18 protein-coding genes are annotated in these 16,357 nt (G+C 66.7%); 6 read left to right on the top strand and 12 right to left on the bottom strand.

Features of this window, described 5'->3' with window-relative positions; genetic code table 11:
* The first annotated feature begins 25 nt into the window (after positions 1–25).
* Entirely contained in the window at positions 26–853 is an 828-nt protein-coding gene (locus tag C7402_RS19490; RefSeq protein WP_112172462.1) for an EAL domain-containing protein, read from the top strand.
* A 59-nt stretch (positions 854–912) separates the two neighbouring features.
* Here C7402_RS19490 and murB read toward each other — a convergent pair whose 3' ends face one another.
* Positions 913–1,968, bottom strand: coding sequence for a UDP-N-acetylmuramate dehydrogenase (gene murB, locus C7402_RS19485; protein ID WP_116611913.1), 1,056 nt, complete (start codon positions 1,966–1,968; stop codon positions 913–915).
* Positions 1,969–2,196: 228 nt separating this feature from the next.
* On the opposite strand from murB, the gene C7402_RS19480 reads away from it, so the two are divergent.
* Positions 2,197–2,682, top strand: coding sequence for a YajQ family cyclic di-GMP-binding protein (locus tag C7402_RS19480; RefSeq protein ID WP_116611738.1), 486 nt, complete (start codon positions 2,197–2,199; stop codon positions 2,680–2,682).
* Positions 2,683–2,789: 107 nt separating this feature from the next.
* Here C7402_RS19480 and C7402_RS19475 read toward each other — a convergent pair whose 3' ends face one another.
* The 10 genes from C7402_RS19475 to queG form a co-directional block, all read right to left on the bottom strand.
* Positions 2,790–3,278, bottom strand: coding sequence for an SRPBCC family protein (locus C7402_RS19475; RefSeq protein WP_116611737.1), 489 nt, complete (start codon positions 3,276–3,278; stop codon positions 2,790–2,792).
* On the bottom strand, positions 3,271–3,594 hold the full coding sequence (locus tag C7402_RS19470) for an ArsR/SmtB family transcription factor (RefSeq protein ID WP_116611736.1): 324 nt from the start codon (positions 3,592–3,594) through the stop codon (positions 3,271–3,273). Before C7402_RS19470 ends, C7402_RS19475 begins: the two co-directional genes overlap by 8 nt.
* 93 nt (positions 3,595–3,687) lie before the next feature.
* A complete protein-coding gene (locus C7402_RS19465) occupies positions 3,688–4,128 on the bottom strand; it encodes a DUF2442 domain-containing protein (protein WP_116611735.1) in 441 nt (146 codons plus the stop codon).
* Positions 4,115–4,363 carry a DUF4160 domain-containing protein gene (locus tag C7402_RS19460; protein WP_116611734.1) on the bottom strand — a complete coding sequence of 83 codons (249 nt, stop codon included), beginning with the start codon at positions 4,361–4,363 and terminating at the stop codon, positions 4,115–4,117. The genes C7402_RS19465 and C7402_RS19460 overlap by 14 nt, the downstream gene beginning before the upstream one ends.
* A 261-nt stretch (positions 4,364–4,624) precedes the next feature.
* Positions 4,625–6,424, bottom strand: coding sequence for a methyl-accepting chemotaxis protein (locus C7402_RS19455; RefSeq protein ID WP_116611733.1), 1,800 nt, complete (start codon positions 6,422–6,424; stop codon positions 4,625–4,627).
* A 241-nt stretch (positions 6,425–6,665) separates the two neighbouring features.
* Positions 6,666–7,286, bottom strand: coding sequence for a glycerol-3-phosphate 1-O-acyltransferase PlsY (plsY, locus tag C7402_RS19450; protein WP_112172456.1), 621 nt, complete (start codon positions 7,284–7,286; stop codon positions 6,666–6,668).
* A gap of 155 nt (positions 7,287–7,441) precedes the next feature.
* On the bottom strand, positions 7,442–7,933 hold the full coding sequence (gene ybaK / locus C7402_RS19445; protein WP_116611732.1) for a Cys-tRNA(Pro) deacylase: 492 nt from the start codon (positions 7,931–7,933) through the stop codon (positions 7,442–7,444).
* Between the two features lie 63 nt (positions 7,934–7,996).
* Positions 7,997–8,935 (bottom strand): site-specific tyrosine recombinase XerD, encoded by a 939-nt coding sequence (xerD, locus tag C7402_RS19440; protein WP_373864440.1) that lies wholly within the window; start codon positions 8,933–8,935, stop codon positions 7,997–7,999.
* 118 nt (positions 8,936–9,053) lie between these two features.
* Positions 9,054–9,542, bottom strand: coding sequence for a methylated-DNA--[protein]-cysteine S-methyltransferase (locus tag C7402_RS19435; protein ID WP_112172663.1), 489 nt, complete (start codon positions 9,540–9,542; stop codon positions 9,054–9,056).
* A gap of 102 nt (positions 9,543–9,644) precedes the next feature.
* Entirely contained in the window at positions 9,645–11,033 is a 1,389-nt protein-coding gene (gene queG / locus C7402_RS19430) for a tRNA epoxyqueuosine(34) reductase QueG (protein ID WP_116611731.1), read from the bottom strand.
* 17 nt (positions 11,034–11,050) lie between these two features.
* Between queG and tsaE the strand changes: the two genes are divergently transcribed.
* Positions 11,051–11,641 (top strand): tRNA (adenosine(37)-N6)-threonylcarbamoyltransferase complex ATPase subunit type 1 TsaE, encoded by a 591-nt coding sequence (tsaE, locus tag C7402_RS19425; RefSeq protein WP_112172453.1) that lies wholly within the window; start codon positions 11,051–11,053, stop codon positions 11,639–11,641.
* Positions 11,623–13,206, top strand: coding sequence for an N-acetylmuramoyl-L-alanine amidase (locus tag C7402_RS19420; protein WP_116611730.1), 1,584 nt, complete (start codon positions 11,623–11,625; stop codon positions 13,204–13,206). The genes tsaE and C7402_RS19420 overlap by 19 nt, the downstream gene beginning before the upstream one ends.
* 103 nt (positions 13,207–13,309) lie before the next feature.
* Here C7402_RS19420 and C7402_RS19415 read toward each other — a convergent pair whose 3' ends face one another.
* Positions 13,310–14,206 (bottom strand): EamA family transporter, encoded by an 897-nt coding sequence (locus tag C7402_RS19415; RefSeq protein ID WP_116611729.1) that lies wholly within the window; start codon positions 14,204–14,206, stop codon positions 13,310–13,312.
* A 204-nt stretch (positions 14,207–14,410) separates the two neighbouring features.
* On the opposite strand from C7402_RS19415, the gene C7402_RS19410 reads away from it, so the two are divergent.
* Positions 14,411–15,292: a pirin family protein gene (locus tag C7402_RS19410; protein WP_112172450.1), complete on the top strand. Its 882-nt coding sequence runs from the start codon at positions 14,411–14,413 to the stop codon at positions 15,290–15,292.
* Positions 15,293–15,416: 124 nt separating this feature from the next.
* Positions 15,417–16,265, top strand: a complete 849-nt coding sequence (trxA, locus tag C7402_RS19405; protein ID WP_112172449.1) for a thioredoxin — start codon at positions 15,417–15,419, stop codon at positions 16,263–16,265.
* Positions 16,266–16,357: the final 92 nt, after the last annotated feature.

Raw genomic sequence — 16,357 nt, 5'->3', positions numbered from 1 at the left:
GCGCACCGCACCCCACAACGTCACCATGATCGCTCCGACCATTCCCGAGCTCGTCGCTCGTTCCGCCGACCATCCGTTTCTTGGCGAGCACCTGGCGATGGGCAGCGGCGTGCACGCCAAAGAAGCCGTGGCGCGGCGGCGCGGCGTGGAGTTATTGAGCGCCTACGAGCCGATTTACGACATCAGCGTGCACAGCGGCGCGCAGTCGCTCACGGCCGATCTCGCGGCGGCGTCGCGCTTTGGCGACGAACTCGGCTTTCAGGCGGTGACGCTGCGCGAGCAGGACGGCGTGCTCGCGCCCTGCGACGCCTTCGGCGACGCGCTCGACGACCCTGAACTGGTCGCGCTCGACCGCATGGTGCGCGCGCTCCACACCATCAATTTTCTGGGCGGCCAGCAGCACGGCTTGCTGTTCCTGCGCGTGCACGAGCGGCTCCTGAAAAGCGTGAAATACGACCACGGGCGGCATTTTTCGAACGTGCTGGTGTCGTTCGGGCTCAATCCGGGGCGCATCGTGATCGAGCTGCCGGCCGCGGCGGTCGCGCACCGCACGTTCCTCGGCTATCTCACGAAGAGCTATCAGCGTTACGGGTTCAAGGTGGCGGGCAATCTGCCCAATGCGGGGCAGATTCTTTCGGTGTCGGACATGGCGCGGCCCGATTTCGTGAAGATGGACGCGGCGTCCGCGTTGCGCGATTCGATGGTGAAGCCGCTCGTGAGCTATGCGGCGCGGCTGCGCATTCCGCTCATTTTCAACCGCGTGACCGACGCGGCGCAGTTCGAGCAGTTGCAGCAGTACGACGTGCGCTTCGTGCAAGGGCCGGTGTTCGCGGCCCAGGACAAGGTGGTGTGAGGGAGCGGCGGTGAGCCGCCAGCGGGCCTGGAGGAGGCCTTAGACCCTGAATTTGAGCCTTAGAGGCAGACGGGTTCCTGCTCCAGCGCCACGCCAAAGCGCGCGAGCACGTCGCGCTGGATGGCTTGCGCCAGTTCGAGGATGTCCGCGCCGGTCGCCCCACCGCGATTGACGAGCACGAGCGCCTGACGCTCGTGCACGGCCGCCGCGCGCAGCGCGCGGCCCTTCCAGCCGCAGCGGTCGATCATCCAGCCGGCCGCGAGCTTCACGCGCCCGTCGGCTTGCGGATACGAGACGATCTGCGGTTCGCGCGCGGCGAGCGCATCGAACTGCGGCGCGCCGATCACGGGATTCTTGAAGAAACTGCCGGCATTGCCGAGCTGGAGCGGGTCGGGCAGCTTCGCGCGCCGCACCGCCACCACGGCGTCGAACACGGCGCGGGCCTGCGGCGCCTCGACAGCGTCATGCCGGGCGAGTTCGCGCGCGAGATCGGCATAGCCCGCGTTGGCCTGCCACAGCTTCGGCAGACGGAACGTGACCGAGGTGATGACGAAGCGATCGCGCCCTTCGCGCTTGAAGAAACTGTCGCGATACCCGAAACGGCAGGCGGCGGCGTCGAATTCGACCGGCGTGCCCGTGTCCAGATCGATCGCGCGCACCGAATCGCAGCGCTCGGCCATTTCGAGCCCGTAAGCGCCGATGTTCTGAATGGGCGCGGCGCCCACCGTGCCCGGAATCAGCGCGAGATTTTCGAGACCCGGCATGCCCGCTTCGAGCGTCCAGGCCACGAATTCGTGCCAGTTCTCGCCCGCGGCCGCCTCCACGTACCACGCGTGCCTGTCCTCGCGCGCGAGCCGCTTGCCGCACAGCGCCACGAGCAGCACCAGACCGTCGAAGTCGCGCGTGAGCACGACATTGCTGCCGCCGCCCAGCACGAGCGTGCGCAGGCCGCGGGCGCGCGGGTCGCGCACGGCGGCGACGAGGTCGGCCTCGTTTTCGACGCGGCACGCATAGCGCGCGCGCACATCGAAACCAAACGTGTTGTGCGCGCGCAGCGGATAACCGGCGGCGAACCACGTGGGCGACAGATCGACGGACGTCTGGAACTGGGACATCGAAGCGGAACGGAACACGGACAACAGATGGAAAAAGGCCGAAAAAGCCGCCAGAAGACGTTGGGCCGGACTGCTGCCCAGCCTTGGGCAAACGCAACGGCGCCGGTAGAATGGCGTCGGTCCGTGATTATAGCGAGTGCGCGAACCGCTGCCTGAAAATGCGGCTGCGGCCCTCGGGCGCACCGTTTGCGCCGCTGTTTACGCAATTCGCACTTTTGGGAGAAAACAATGCCATCGTTTGACGTCGTCAGCGAAGCCAACATGATCGAAGTAAAGAACGCCGTCGAGCAATCCAACAAGGAAATCTCCACGCGCTTCGACTTCAAGGGCTCGGATTCGCGCGTCGAGCAAAAGGAGCGCGAGCTGACCGCGTTCGCCGACGACGATTTCAAGCTCGGCCAGGTGAAGGACGTGCTGGTCTCGAAAATGGCCAAGCGCAATGTGGACGTGCGCTTTCTCGACTACGGCAAGATCGAGAAGATCGGCGGCGACAAGGTCAAGCAGGTCATCACCGTGAAAAAGGGTGTCTCGGGCGACCTCGCGAAAAAGATCGTCAAGCTCGTGAAGGACAGCAAGATCAAGGTCCAGGCAAGCATCCAGGGCGACGCCGTACGCGTGACGGGCGCCAAGCGCGACGACCTGCAAAGCGTGATCGCCATGCTGCGCAAGGACGTGACCGACACGCCGCTCGACTTCAACAACTTCCGCGACTGAATTCGCGATTCAGTTCGCGACTCGGTTCGCGACCCAGTTCGCGGCTACAGCGCATTACGGGGCGGCCTCGGCCGCCCCTTTTCATTGCCGCCCCGCCCTTCCAGCGCTCAATCCGCCATCACCACGAGCGGCATCAGCACCTCACCGGTTTCCAGCAGCGTTTTGAGATTCGAGACGATGCGCGGCCAGCCGCCCGACACCTTCTCGATGAACTTCGAACCGGGCCGCGCCACACGATGCGTGATCGTGAGCTTGACCGCATGCTCGACAGGCTCGATCTCGATCGTGCAGAACGAATCGCCTTCTGCATTGAGTTCGTGCAGGAACATGTTGCGCCAGCGCAGCACGAGCTTTTTCGGCGGGTCCGATTCCACCACCGCGCCCGAGTCGGCGATGCGGCCATCGGCAAAACGCAGCGACCACGGCGAGCCAGTTTGCCAGTCGCACTCGTGATGCATGCCGAACCAGTAGCGCTCGGTGAATTCGCGGCGCGTGAGCGCCTCCCACAGTGCCTGCGGGGTCGTGCGGATGAACGTGACATAGACGAACGTCGAGTCGCCGGCGGCGCTGCTTTCCGTGCGCTTTTCGCTACTCATGACTGCCTCCTTCGAGCGAACGTTTGAGGTCGACGAGCGCGCCCACGCGCTCGCGTTCGAACTTGCCGATCCAGCGCGCGGCAATCTCGCCGATGGGCACCGGATTGATGAAATGCCGCTTTTCGCGGCCACGCCGCTCTGTCGCGACGAGATTCGCCTCCTCCAGCACGGCGAGATGCTTCGTCACCGCCTGGCGCGACATGGTCAGCCCCTGGCACAAATCGGTGAGCGTCTGCCCGTTTTGCGCATGGAGGCGGTCGAGCAACTGGCGGCGGCTCGCGTCGGCCAGCGCACGGAATACGGCGTCGTCGTTCATGTGGCCATTATGCAACCCATTGGTTGCATGTCAAGGCGAGAAAACGGGGGGCGATGCGCGGGGTGAGGTGTGCCCAGCCGCCGTCACGTGCGATCACTCCCCGTCGGTCGCCTGATCGGTTGCATCGGGCTGCTTGCGCGGGCGGCCGCCCTTGCGACCATTGGCGCGGGCCGCCGCCGCCTTGGCCGGCGAGGTGGCCGAACCCATGGCGCGCGCGAGCTCGCTCATCCATTCCTGCGTGCCGAACACGCCTTGCAGCAACCCCGGCGCCCACAGCAGCAGATCGAGCCGCGGGAAGTAGAGGGACTGGCCGCCGCCCCAGATCTCGACCTGCGCCAGTTGCGCGGCCGTGGGCGGCCGCTCGAGGGTTTGCAGTTCCTGAATGAGCGCGACGGGAACGGCCAGTCCCACGCCGTTGGCGAACTCGATTTCGAGCCGCGTGTGGGCGCGACTGTAGCGCGCCGCCACGGCAACCGGACTCTGCGCGCCCGCCTTGCGCGCCGCCGCGATCTGCTTCTTGCTAATGGAATCCATGGATCCTCCACCATGCCATGCACAACAGTTTGATTTCCGGCTCGAGCACGCGCGCGAGACGCATGACCTGCTGCTCCGCAAGCTCGTAAAGCTCGCGCAATTCGAGCGGACCGTCAGGGCAATTCAGCTTGAGCACACACGATCCTTGCGGACTTGCGACGTGAACGTGAGCGGGACGATGGTCGTGCGGAAAAATCGCCACGCGATAACCGGGTACGCGAAGAACAGTGGGCATGGTTCGGATACTAACCTAACGTTGGGTTTATGGGGCATCTTGTCGAAGCGTGCGTGCACTGCATTTGTCGCAGGACAAACTTCGGTATCCGCACGAATTCAGCATATCGACTGGGCGTGCGACGCGAACGTCATCCGTTCGACATAGGCGCATTCCGAGCCACGATCCCGGCGGTCCCGGCAAACGCGCATTCCCGCGCAAACGCACGGCGAAAAAAAAGCGGCGCCGCAGCGCCGCTTTCCCGCAACCCACTTGCTCCGTTCAATCGAGCTTGAACTGCCCCACCGCATCGGCGAGATTGGCGGCCTGACCGCGCAGCGCCGCCGCAGCGGCCGTCGACTGCTCGACGAGCGCCGCGTTCTGCTGAACCATCTCGTCGAGCTGGCTCACCGCGCGGTTCACTTCCTGGATGCCGCGCGTTTGCTCGCCGGCCGCATTGGTCACTTCCGAGATGATGGTCGTCACGTTCGAGACGTTCGAAACGATCTCGTCCATCGTCTCGCCCGCGCGGCGCACGAGTTGCGAGCCCGAACTCACGCTCGACACCGTCGATTCGATCAGCGCCTTGATCTCGCGCGCGGCCTGCGCGCTGCGCTGCGCGAGGCTGCGCACCTCGCCCGCCACCACCGCGAAACCCCGGCCCTGCTCGCCCGCACGCGCCGCTTCCACGGCCGCGTTCAACGCGAGGATGTTGGTCTGGAACGCAATGCCGTCGATCACGCCGATGATGTCCGCGATCTTCACCGATGCCTTCTCGATGTCGCCCATCGTGTGCACGACGTCGCCGATCACCGAGCCGCCGCGCGAAGCCGCCTGCGATGCCGTGGCCGCCGTCACGTCGGCCTGCTGCGCCGCGTTTGCCGACTGGGCGACCGTCGCCGTGATCTCCTCCATCGAAGCGGCCGTTTCTTCGAGGCTCGCCGCCGCTGATTCCGTGCGGCCCGACAGATCGACGTTGCCCGCCGCGATCTCGTCGCTCGCGGTGCGCACCGACTCGCTCGCCTCGCGAATGTGGCGCATCACGTCGCGCAGCTTGTCCATGAATGCGTTGAACGAGCGCGCGATCTGCGCGACTTCGTCGTTGCCCACGGCGGGCAGACGCTTCGTGAGATCGCCTTCACCGGCGCTGATCGCGTCCATCGCGTCGCGCACGCGCGAGAGGCGCTGGAACGACACCGCGGTCGCGCCCGCCACGATTAGCGCCGCCGCCAGCGCGATCACCACGAGCGCGACGAGCGAAGCCGTCAGGAGCGAACGCATGGCCGCCGTCGCGTCGTAGCGGTCGAGCGCGACGATCAGGCGCCAGTCGGTGCCGGGAATCGTTTGCGCGCGCATCAGCTTGATGTCGCCGTTCACGTCGACCTTGAGCGGCGCGCTGGCGGTGTACAGCGCGTTGAGCCGGTCGCCGGCCAGCTCGGGCGCGAGCTCCGCAACGGGCTTGAGCGTGAGCTTCGGGTCCGGGTGCGCGACGATCGCGCCGCTTGCGTCCACCAGCATGCCGAAGCTCGCGGGCGTGGGATGGATCGAGCGAACGTTGTCGAGCACGCTGTCCATCGTCACGTCGCCGGAGATGACGCCCTTCACCGCGCCGTCGCGGATCACGGGCTGCGCGAAGGCCACCACGAGCTTGCCGGTCGCAACGTCCAGATAAGGCGGCGTGACGACGGCCTTGCCCGCCGCCACGGCCTGTTTGTACCAGGGGCGCCCGGTCGGATCGTAATCGGGCGGAATGCCGTCGGAGGTCGAGAACTTCGCCGTGCGGTCGGCATATCCCACGTACACGTTCGTAAAGCCGCCCGCCGCCGCCACCTGCTTGAGCGCCGGCAGCGGGTCGGGCCCGAGCACGGCGTCCTGCAACGAGCCGATCATCCGCGTATGCGTGGCCACCCATTCGGCTATGCCCTGCTCATGACTGTCTTCGACGGCGCTGAGCGTGCTGTCGATCGAATCCTTGTTGTGCGAGTTGGCAACGAAGTAGTTGAGCGCCGCGTTCACGGCGAGCGCGGCCACGACGATGACGACGCAAAGCGCGACGATGCGCGCGCGGATGGTAGAGAACATGGGAGGGGAAAGCCGTGTGGAAATGAGGGGAATCCTGCGCAACCTGGTCTGGAACTACCAGGGTTTACGGCAGGTCACACGGCATTCTTGAGGGCGGATCGCAGACAATGCGCCTCAGTTGCGCCTCAGTTGCGTTTTAGATGCGCATTACATGCGATTCGGCGCGCGATAAGCGAAATTATCAGACAAATAACTGACCGGGCCGGGCGCACCGGCCCGGTTCCCCGACCGCTTTCCCGGATTACTTCCCCGTGGCGGCGGCCTTCTTCTCACCGATACGGCTTTCCTTGCCGGCGATGAGCTTGGAGATGTTCGCGCGATGCCGCCAGAAGAGGAGCACGCTCATGGCGAGGATGGCGAGCGCGACAACACGCGGGCCGAACATGAACACGTAGTAGAGCGGCGCGAACACGGCGGCCGCGAGCGCCGCGAGCGACGAATAGCGCGTGAAGAACGCCACGATGAGCCAGGTGGCGAGCGTGGCGGCGCCCAGTATCGGGTTCACGGCGAGCAGCACGCCGGCGGCCGTCGCCACGCCCTTGCCGCCCTGGAAGCGGAAGAACACGGGATAAAGGTGACCCAGGAACACCGCGATGGCCGCGAGCGCGATGGCCGGATCGCCGAGTCCGTAGCCCGGCCCGAAGTGCACGACGAGCCAGACGGCGAACCAGCCCTTGAACGCGTCGCCGATCAGCGTGAGGATCGCGGCCTTCTTGTTGCCGCTGCGCAGCACGTTGGTCGCGCCGGGATTGCCCGAGCCGTAGGAGCGCGGATCGTCGAGGCCCATGAGGCGGCTCACGATCACGGCGAACGAAACCGAACCGATCAGATAGGCAAGAACGGCGACGAACAGGTTGTACATGCACGAAACCCGGTGGAAGTGGAAAGCGGTGCGCGATGCGCGAAGGCGCCCATTCTACCGAAGCGCGGGCAGCCCTTGCCCGCGCGCCGGGAACATACGAGGGAAAACCAGGGTAAATCAGGGAAACAACGCAAGCTCACGCGCAGGCGCGCGCCTCACTCCACACTCGCGCACTGCACCGGCTTCGCGCCGAGCAGCGAGGTGAGCACCGCGGGCGCGAGGCTCACGAGATAGCCGCGCCGCCCGCCGTTGAGCCAGATTTCATCGAGTTCGAGTATGGTCGATTCGACGTACACGGGCATGGCTTTCTTCGTGCCGAACGGCGACGTGCCGCCCACCAGATAGCCCGAATGGCGATTCGCGACTTCGGGCTTGCACGGCTCCACGCGCTTCGCGCCGATCTGCCGCGCGAGGTTCTTGGTCGAAACCTTGCGGTCGCCGTGCATGAGGACGATGAGCGGCTTGGCGTGCTCGTCTTCCATCACCAGCGTCTTCACGACGCGATGTTCGTCCACGCCGAGCTGGCGCGCGGACTCTTCCGTGCCGCCATGCTCGACATACTCATAGGGATGCTCGCCGAAAGCGACGCCCGCGCGGCGCAGCATCTGCGTGGCGGGCGTTTCGGACACGTGTTTCGTTTTGCTCATCGGCGCATTGTAAACGCACTAACCGCCGGGCCCGCGCGGGCCCGGCCAACCGCGCCTGGCCGCTCAGCCGCGCGGATGATGCTTCGCGTGCAGCAGTCGCAGCCGCTCGCGCGCGACGTGCGTATAGATCTGCGTGGTGGAGATGTCGCTGTGGCCAAGCAGCAGTTGCACGACGCGCAGGTCGGCGCCGTGATTGAGCAGGTGCGTGGCGAACGCGTGGCGCATCGTGTGCGGCGAAAGCGGCGCGTGCACGCCCGCCGCCGCCGCGTGACGCTTGATGATGTGCCAGAACTGCTGGCGCGTCATGCCTTCGGCGCGCGCGGTCACGAAGAGCGCGTCGGCCGTGCGCGCGCCGAGCAGCGCGGGCCGCGACTCGCGCAGGTAACGCTCGATCCACGCGTGGGCCTCTTCGCCGAACGGAATGAGCCGCTCCTTCGAACCCTTGCCGAGCACGCGCACGACACCTTCGTTCAGGCCCACCTCGACGGTCTTGAGCGTGACCAGCTCGGTCACGCGCAGGCCGCTTGCGTACATGAGTTCGAGCATCGTGCGATCGCGCAGGCCGAGCGGCGTATTGACGTCGGGCGCACCGAGCAGCGCCTCGACCTGCGCCTCGCTCAAGGTGGACGGAAAACGCGGCGGCTGCTTTGCCGAGCGAATCCGCACGGTCGGGTCCGCATGCACGCGCTGCTCGCGCAGCGCCCAGCCGTAGTAGCGGCGAAACACCGAAAGACGCCGGTTCGCCGAGGTCGATTTGTCGTCCTTGCGGCACGCGCTGTAGGCGAGCAGATCGTCTTCGTGAGTCGTGTCGAGCGCGTTGGCGCGCTCGCGCGCGAGCCACTGCGCGAAAAGGCGCAAGTCGCGCCGGTACGCATCGAGCGTGTTGCGCGAGAGGCCGTGCTCGAGCCACATGGCGTCGCAGAACGTGTCGATGCAGGTGAGGCTCGCCGAGAGCGCTTCGGCCGCGGCGGGGTCGAGGGCTTCGTCGTCCGCGCTGTTCAGCTCGTTGTTCACCTCGTCGTGTGCCTCGTCGTGTGCCTCGTCGTGCACCTGGTCATGCGCCTCGTCGTTTGCGTCGCTCGCGGCGAGCGGCGGCGGATTCGTCGTCATCGTCATCGGTTTATCGCAGCTCAAATCGGTTGGCGGTGCATTCGTGGGCGAGCAGCCAGCGCTTCACGTCGCGAAAGAAGCCTTCGCCGCCGTGATGCGCGAATCCGCCGATCCCGCTCGCCGACACCACGCGATGACACGGAATCACGATCGGAAAGGGATTGTCGCCGCACGCCTGCCCCACGGCGCGCGGGCTCACGCTGCCAATGCGCTTCGCGAGCTCGCCGTAGGTGAGCATGTCGCCCGCCGCGATCGAGCAGATGCCGTCCCACACGCGCCGCTGGAACGCCGTGCCCTGCGACAAGGCGAGCGGCAGGTCGAAGGCGGCGTCGGCGTTCTCGAAATAGCGCTCGATCTGCCCGGCCGCGCGCGCGGCGAGTTCGCAATCGGGCTCGACGCCGGCCGTCTGCGCGGGCAGATACACGATCTCGCGCAGCGCTTCGCCGCTCGCACGTATGCCGACCTTGCCGAACGGCGCGGCGATCACCGCGTTGAACATCGTTGCCTCCTTCGTGCGCGAGCGTTGCACGCCATGGTGCCGCGTTGCGCGCGCGATTTCCAGCACGTCATCGCTCATCTCCACCTCTCTCGCCCTGTCTTCTCACGCCGCCTCCAGCGCCCACAGCACGTGCTCGCGCACGAGCGCAGACTCATCGTGCTCGCGCGCGCGCAATGCCGCGACAATGGCCGCGCGCTCGGGAGCGTGTTGCACGGGTTGCGCGTCGTCGCGCGTGGCGCGCAACGCATTGCCCATCGCGACCGCGAGATTGCGCGACCAGCACTCGTAACCGATGCGCCGGATCGCGCTGCCCTGCATGCGCTCGTCGAACTGCGCCGCGCTCCAGCCGAACAGGTCGACGAGGCTCGCACGATCGAGTCCGTGACGCACGTCGAAGTCGGCGACCGGCGCGGCCTGCGCAAACTTGTTCCATGGGCACACGAGCTGGCAGTCGTCGCAGCCATACACACGATTGCCGATCAGCTCGCGCAATGCCAGGGGAATGCTGCCCTTGAGTTCGATCGTCAGGTACGAAATGCAGCGGCGCGCATCCACGCGATACGGCCCGGTGATCGCGCCGGTCGGGCACGCGCTGATGCAGCGCGTGCAACTGCCGCAATGCGAGCCCGGCGTCTCGGGCGCGGCGCTCGCCGGGTCGTCGGCGTCGGTGGGCAGCGGCACGTCCACGTAGATCTCGCCGAGAAAGAACAGCGAGCCCGCGTCGCGCTGCAAGAGCAGCGTGTGCTTGCCGCGCCAGCCCACTCCGGCTTTCTGCGCAAGCTCGACTTCGAGCACGGGCGCGGAGTCGGTGAACACGCGATAGCCGAAGCCGCCGATCTCGGCCTCGATGCGATCGGCAAGCTGCTGCAACCGCGCGCGCAGCACCTTGTGATAATCGCGGCCACGCGCGTAGATCGAGACAACAGCCGCGTGCGGGTCGGCGAGGCGCGCGTGTTCGCGCAAGCGCCAGTCGGCGTGGATGGTCTCGCGGGCAACGTTCGTGCCAGGCACGGCGCTTGTCTCGGCGCCGCCTTGCGAAGCACTTTCGTGTGTCTTTCCCGTTGCATTCGGCGCGAGCGTATCGGCGGGCAAATAGGCCATGCGCACGGAGATCACGCGTCGCGTGCCGGCCACAAGCTCGGCGGGCCGCGCGCGTTTCATCCCATGTTTGGCCATATAATCCATCTCGCCGTGGCAGCCCGCTTCGAGCCACGCGGCGAGGCCCGCCTCGGCATGGGAAAGGTCGGTGTCGCTGATACCGATCGCACCGAACCCCAGCTCGCGCCCCCACGTCCTGATACGCGCCGCGAGCGCGGCAAGCGCCGCCTCATCGAGCGGCGCGGCCTGCCCGCTGGCAGGCGCAGACGAATCTCGCAGCGCCTGAGCTTGAGCCTGCGCTTGAGCACGCGCCTGAGCGGACGTTGGGTCGAGCGCCTCCGAAGACGCGCGCGCATCCTGCGCGCGGTGGGAAGAGGAATGCGTGGGGTTCATTACGTCATTTTACGAGAATGCCCGACACGCCCGGTCACGACCACGCGCCGCTTCCGCTTGATCCGTCAGTCGACGTTCTTCTCGAGCGCCGTTTCGATCTCGCGGACGCCGCCGCCACCGACGCCTTCGGCGCACGCTTCGCGCATGCGCTGGACTCGCTGCGCGCGAATGATGCGCGAAACAGCGTACAAAACCACGGCGCCCCGCCCTTTCATGGCCTGCACGTGCAACTGCACGGCGACCTCGGCGCGGGCAAAACCTCGCTCGTGCGCGCCACCTTGCGCGCGCTCGGTCACACGGGCCGCGTGCGCAGCCCGACGTACACGCTCGTTGAGCCCTACGTGGTTGCAGCGCCGAATGGGGAACTCCAGCTCTACCACTTCGATCTGTACCGTTTCAGCGATCCGGCCGAATGGGCCGACTCGGGCTTTCGCGAATACTTCGCGCAAGATGCGGTGTGCCTCGTCGAATGGCCGCAACGCGCGGGCGGCCTGCTGGGCGTACCCGATCTCGTGTTCTCGCTCGAGCCGGATGCAAGCGGCGAAGGCCGCGTGCTCACCGCCTACGCATACAGCGCATCAGGAAAGGCATGTCTAGAAAGATGTTGATCAAACCGTTCCGCTCGATCGAATCGGCCGCCACCGCCACGCACAACTGGCGTCGCCGGCAGATTCTGAAGGCGGGCGCCTCCACGCTCGTGCTCGGCCTCTCCGTCGCGGCGCCGCGCCTCGCGTGGGCCACCTCCGTAATTGGCGTGCGCGTGTGGCCCGCGCGCGACTACACGCGCGTGACCATCGAGTCGGACCAGCCGCTCCAGAACTCGCAGCAACTGCTGCAAGGCCCCGATCGTCTCGTCGTCGACCTGAGCGGACTCGATCTCGACGACGCGCTCAAGAATCTCGTCTCCAAGATCACGCCGAACGATCCGCAAATCCAGGCGGTGCGCGTGGGGCAGTACCAGCAGCACGTCGTGCGCATGGTGTTCGACCTCAAGGGCTCGGTCAAGCCGCAGGTGTTCATGCTCCAGCCGGTGGGCTCCTACAAGTACCGGCTCGTGTTCGACCTTTATCCGGCGGTCGCGCCCGACCCGCTCATGGACCTCCTCGCGCAGACCGAGCGCAAGCAGCAGCAGCTCGACGCCCGCGAGGCAATGAAGGACAGCGCGCAGCCTTCCACGCCGTCGACGCTGGCCGGGCCCAACACGCCGCCCGCGCACGACAACAGCGACGCCTTCTTCGAGCGCTATGCGCAGAACGACGCGAATGCCTCGTCCGGCGCGCCGCGTCCCGCGCCGCCGGTTCCGCCGGCCGTGGTCGTGCCGCCGTCGCCGAAGCCCGCTGTGCCGAAGCCGCCCGTCATTGCGCAGCGTAACAACGCAAACAGCGCGAACACCGGAAGCGACGACGGCACAGGCGGCGACGACTACGGCTTCACCGCGCCGAAGCCCGGCAAGCGCGGCACCACGCGCCTGTTGACCGTCGCGATCGACCCCGGCCACGGCGGCGAAGATCCGGGTGCGATCGGCAGCGCGGGCACCTACGAGAAGCACGTCGCGCTCGACATCGCGAAGAAGCTGCGCGCGAAGATCGACGCCCAGCCCAACATGCGCGCGATGATGACGCGCGACGCCGACTTCTTCGTGCCGCTGAACGTGCGCGTGCAGAAGGCGCGCCGCGTGGGTGCGGACCTGTTCGTCTCGATTCACGCCGACGCGTTCACCACACCCGCCGCGCGCGGTTCGTCGGTGTTCGCGCTGTCAGAGCACGGCGCTTCCAGCGCGGCCGCGCGCTGGATGGCGAACAAGGAAAACTCGTCGGACCAGATCGGCGGCATCAGCGTGCAGACGGCCGACGCCGCTGTGAACCGCGCGCTCTTCGACATGTCGACGACGGCGCAGATCCGCGACTCGCTGCGCTACGGCGGCTTCGTGCTCAACGAGGTCGGCGAGATCAACAAGCTGCACAAGGGCTCGGTCGAGCAGGCGGGCTTCGCTGTGCTCAAGGCCCCCGACATTCCGTCGATCCTCGTGGAAACGGCCTTCATCAGCAATCCCGAGGAAGAGAGCAAGCTCAACGACGACGCCTATCGCGACAAGATGGCCAACGCCATCATGAAGGGCATCAAGCGCTATTTCGCGGCCAACCCGCCGCTCGCGAAGAGCCGCATGACCTGAGGCCGCGAAGCCTCACTGCGCGCCGCAACGAAAACGCCGCGCAAGCCCGAAGGCTTGCGCGGCGTTTTCGTTTGCAGCCTGAATCGAAGACTCGGGCGCGGCTTCAGGAACGCACGGCGCCCAGACGCTGCTTGACCCAGCCGCCGAACACGTTGACGGCCAGCCCGCCCATCACGAGCACGGCGCCCCCGATCTCGGCGGCCGTGAGCTGCTCGCCGAGCAGCAGCGACGCCGAAGCCAGCCCGACGATCGGCACGAGCAGCGAGAACGGCGCGACCTGGCTTGCGGGGTACTTCGAAAGCAGGCGGCTCCAGAGGCTATAGCCGACCAGCGTCGCGACGAACGCGAGATAGACGATCGCGCCCACCGAAGCCATGCCGATGCCCGCAAGCGCCTGCCCCATGCGCTGCGGCCCCTCCATCCAGTACGACAGCACGAGGAACGGCAGCGGCGGCACGAGACTCGCCCACACCACGAGGCCGACGAGATCCACCTTGCCCACCTTCTTCGTGACGATATTGCCGAGCGCCCACATGCACGCGGCGCACAGCGTGAGCAGGAAACCGGCGATGGTCATGCCGCCCGCACCGCTGCCCATCGACTGCATGCCGATCAGCGCGAGCCCGCCCGCGGCGATCAACAAGCCGATCACGTTCTGCGCGTGAAAGCGCTCGTGCAGGAAGAACGCCGCGAAACCGAGCGTGAAAAACGCCTGCGCCTGCAACACGACCGAGGCGAGGCCCGCGGGCATGCCCACGTACATCGCCGTGAAGAGGAACGCGAACTGGCCAAGCGAGATCGTCGCGCCATAGGCCAGCAGCCAGCGCAGCGGCATTTGCGGGCGCTTCACGAACAGCACCGCCGGGAACGCCGCCAGCATGAAGCGCAGCGCGCCGAGCAGGAGCGGCGGCACGCCGTGCAGCCCCACCTTGATCACCACGAAATTCACGCCCCACGCGAGCACCACCACCAGCGCGAGCAACAAGTCCTTCGGCGACATCTCCTGCTCTCCCCATTTTTTTCGTCGAATTTGCGAGTTTACCGCCTCGCGCCGCAACGCGCCGGGCCTCCACGCGTTAGCCACGCACCGCGAAGCCCGGCGTTAGAATGAGCGCCTGCTGCGCGCGCGGCCCGCCCGCGCGCCGATTCCGGCACCCGATTCCGCCACGACATCCGTGCCGTACGACTCATCAAGGAAGCGTCCATGTCCTCATCGATCAAAGCGGTACTCAAGCCTCATCAACGCGACATCGGCAATCTGTATGTGCGGCGCGTGCTGCCCGCGCTCGCGGCGCGCCTTGTCGGCCCGTTCATCTTCTTCGACCACATGGGCCCCGCCACCCTCGCGCCGGGCGCGGGCGTGGACGTGCGCCCGCACCCGCACATCGGCCTGGCCACCGTCACGTATCTGTTCGACGGCGCGCTCATGCATCGCGACAGCATCGGTTCGAGCCAGAAGATCGTGCCCGGCGACGTGAACTGGATGACGGCCGGGCGCGGCATCGTCCACTCCGAGCGCACGCCGGAGGAAGACCGCGCCACCGGCCTCACCATGCACGGCATCCAGACCTGGGTGGCCCTGCCCTTCGATCACGAAGACACGGAGCCGTCGTTCTTCCATCACGCCGGCGACACGCTGCCCGAAATCGAGCGCAACGGCGTTGCCATGCGCGTGATCGCGGGCACGGCGTTCGGCGCGACCTCGCCCGTCGAGACCTTCTCGGGCACGCTCTACGTGGCCGCCGACTTCGCGCCGGGCAGCGCCGTCGCGCTCGACGCGGAGCATGAGGAACGCGGCGTCTACCTCGTGGAAGGCGACCTCGCCATCGACGGCACGCCGCTCGAACAGCACACCATGGCCGTGCTCGTGCCCGGCGAAACCGTCACGCTTTCGAGCGCGAACGGGGCGCGCGTGATGCTGCTGGGCGGCGAGAAGCTCGAAGGCGAGCGCTTCATCGAATGGAATTTCGTGGCAAGCTCGCGCGAAAAGATCGAAGCCGCGAAAGCGGCCTGGACGCGCCAGGAAATGGGGCATGTTCCCGGCGAAACGGAATGGATTCCGCTGCCGGAGAAAAAGCCGCGCTGATCGGGCGAAGCCAGCGCCAAGGAAACACGCGCGCCGCGGCCGGTTTCAAGCGGTTGAAACCGGTTGAAACCCGCGCGTTTCGTCCCCAACTAGCGACGTAACGGATATCCCAAACGAGGACGCAATGGACACCACTCTCGCCACTTTCGAAAAAGACGTGATCGAAGCGTCGGCGCTCGCGCCGGTGCTGGTCGACTTCTGGGCGCCCTGGTGCGGCCCGTGCAAGACGCTCGGGCCGATGCTCGAAAAGCTCGAAACCGAGTACGCGGGCAAATGGAAGCTCGTGAAGGTGAATGTCGACGAGAACCAGGAACTGGCCGCGCACTTCAACGTGCGCAGCATTCCGCACGTCGTGGCGTTCGCCGATCGCCAGGCTGTCGACCAGTTCATCGGCGTGCTGCCCGAAGGCCAGTTGCGCCAGTTCCTCGACGGCCTGATTCCCGATGGCGCCGACGCCGCGCGCCGCGCCGCCCAGGAAGCGCTCGCCGATGGCCGCCGCGACGAAGCCTACGAAGCGCTACAGGCCGCGCTCGCCTTTGATCCGGGCAACGACGAAGTGCGCATGGACCTGATCGAGATGCTGCTCGCCGACAACCGCGCCGACGACGCGCAAAAGGAAGTCGAGCTGCTTTCGCCCAAGACCACGCAGGGCATCGACGCGCGCTTCAACGCGCTCAAGACGCGCCTGGACGCGCTCGACGCCGCCGCCGACCTGCCGCCCACCGACGCGCTCGAAGCCCAGGTGGCCGCCAACGCCGGCGACCTCGAAGCGCGCTTCGATCTGGCGAACGCGCTGATCGCGCGGCGCAAGTATGCGGGGGCACTGGAGCACCTGCTGGAGATCGTCAAGCGCGACCGGGCGTTTCGCGACGACATCGGCCGCAAGACCATGCTTTCCGTGTTCGATCTCGCGGCACACCAGCCGCAGCTCGTGAGCGAGTGGCGGCGCAAGCTGAGTTCCGCGTTGAACTGATCGCACGCGGCGCGAATCTGCCCGATTCGGCTTCGATTCAGCGCCCAAAAAAGCAAAACGCACGGCCTTCACGGGCCGTGCGTTTTTTTTCG

It is taken from the genome of Paraburkholderia unamae (genome assembly GCF_003096875.1).
Lineage (GTDB): Bacteria > Pseudomonadota > Gammaproteobacteria > Burkholderiales > Burkholderiaceae > Paraburkholderia > Paraburkholderia unamae.
Note: the sequence above shows the minus strand (reverse complement) of the source record. Positions and strands in the feature narration are given on the sequence as shown.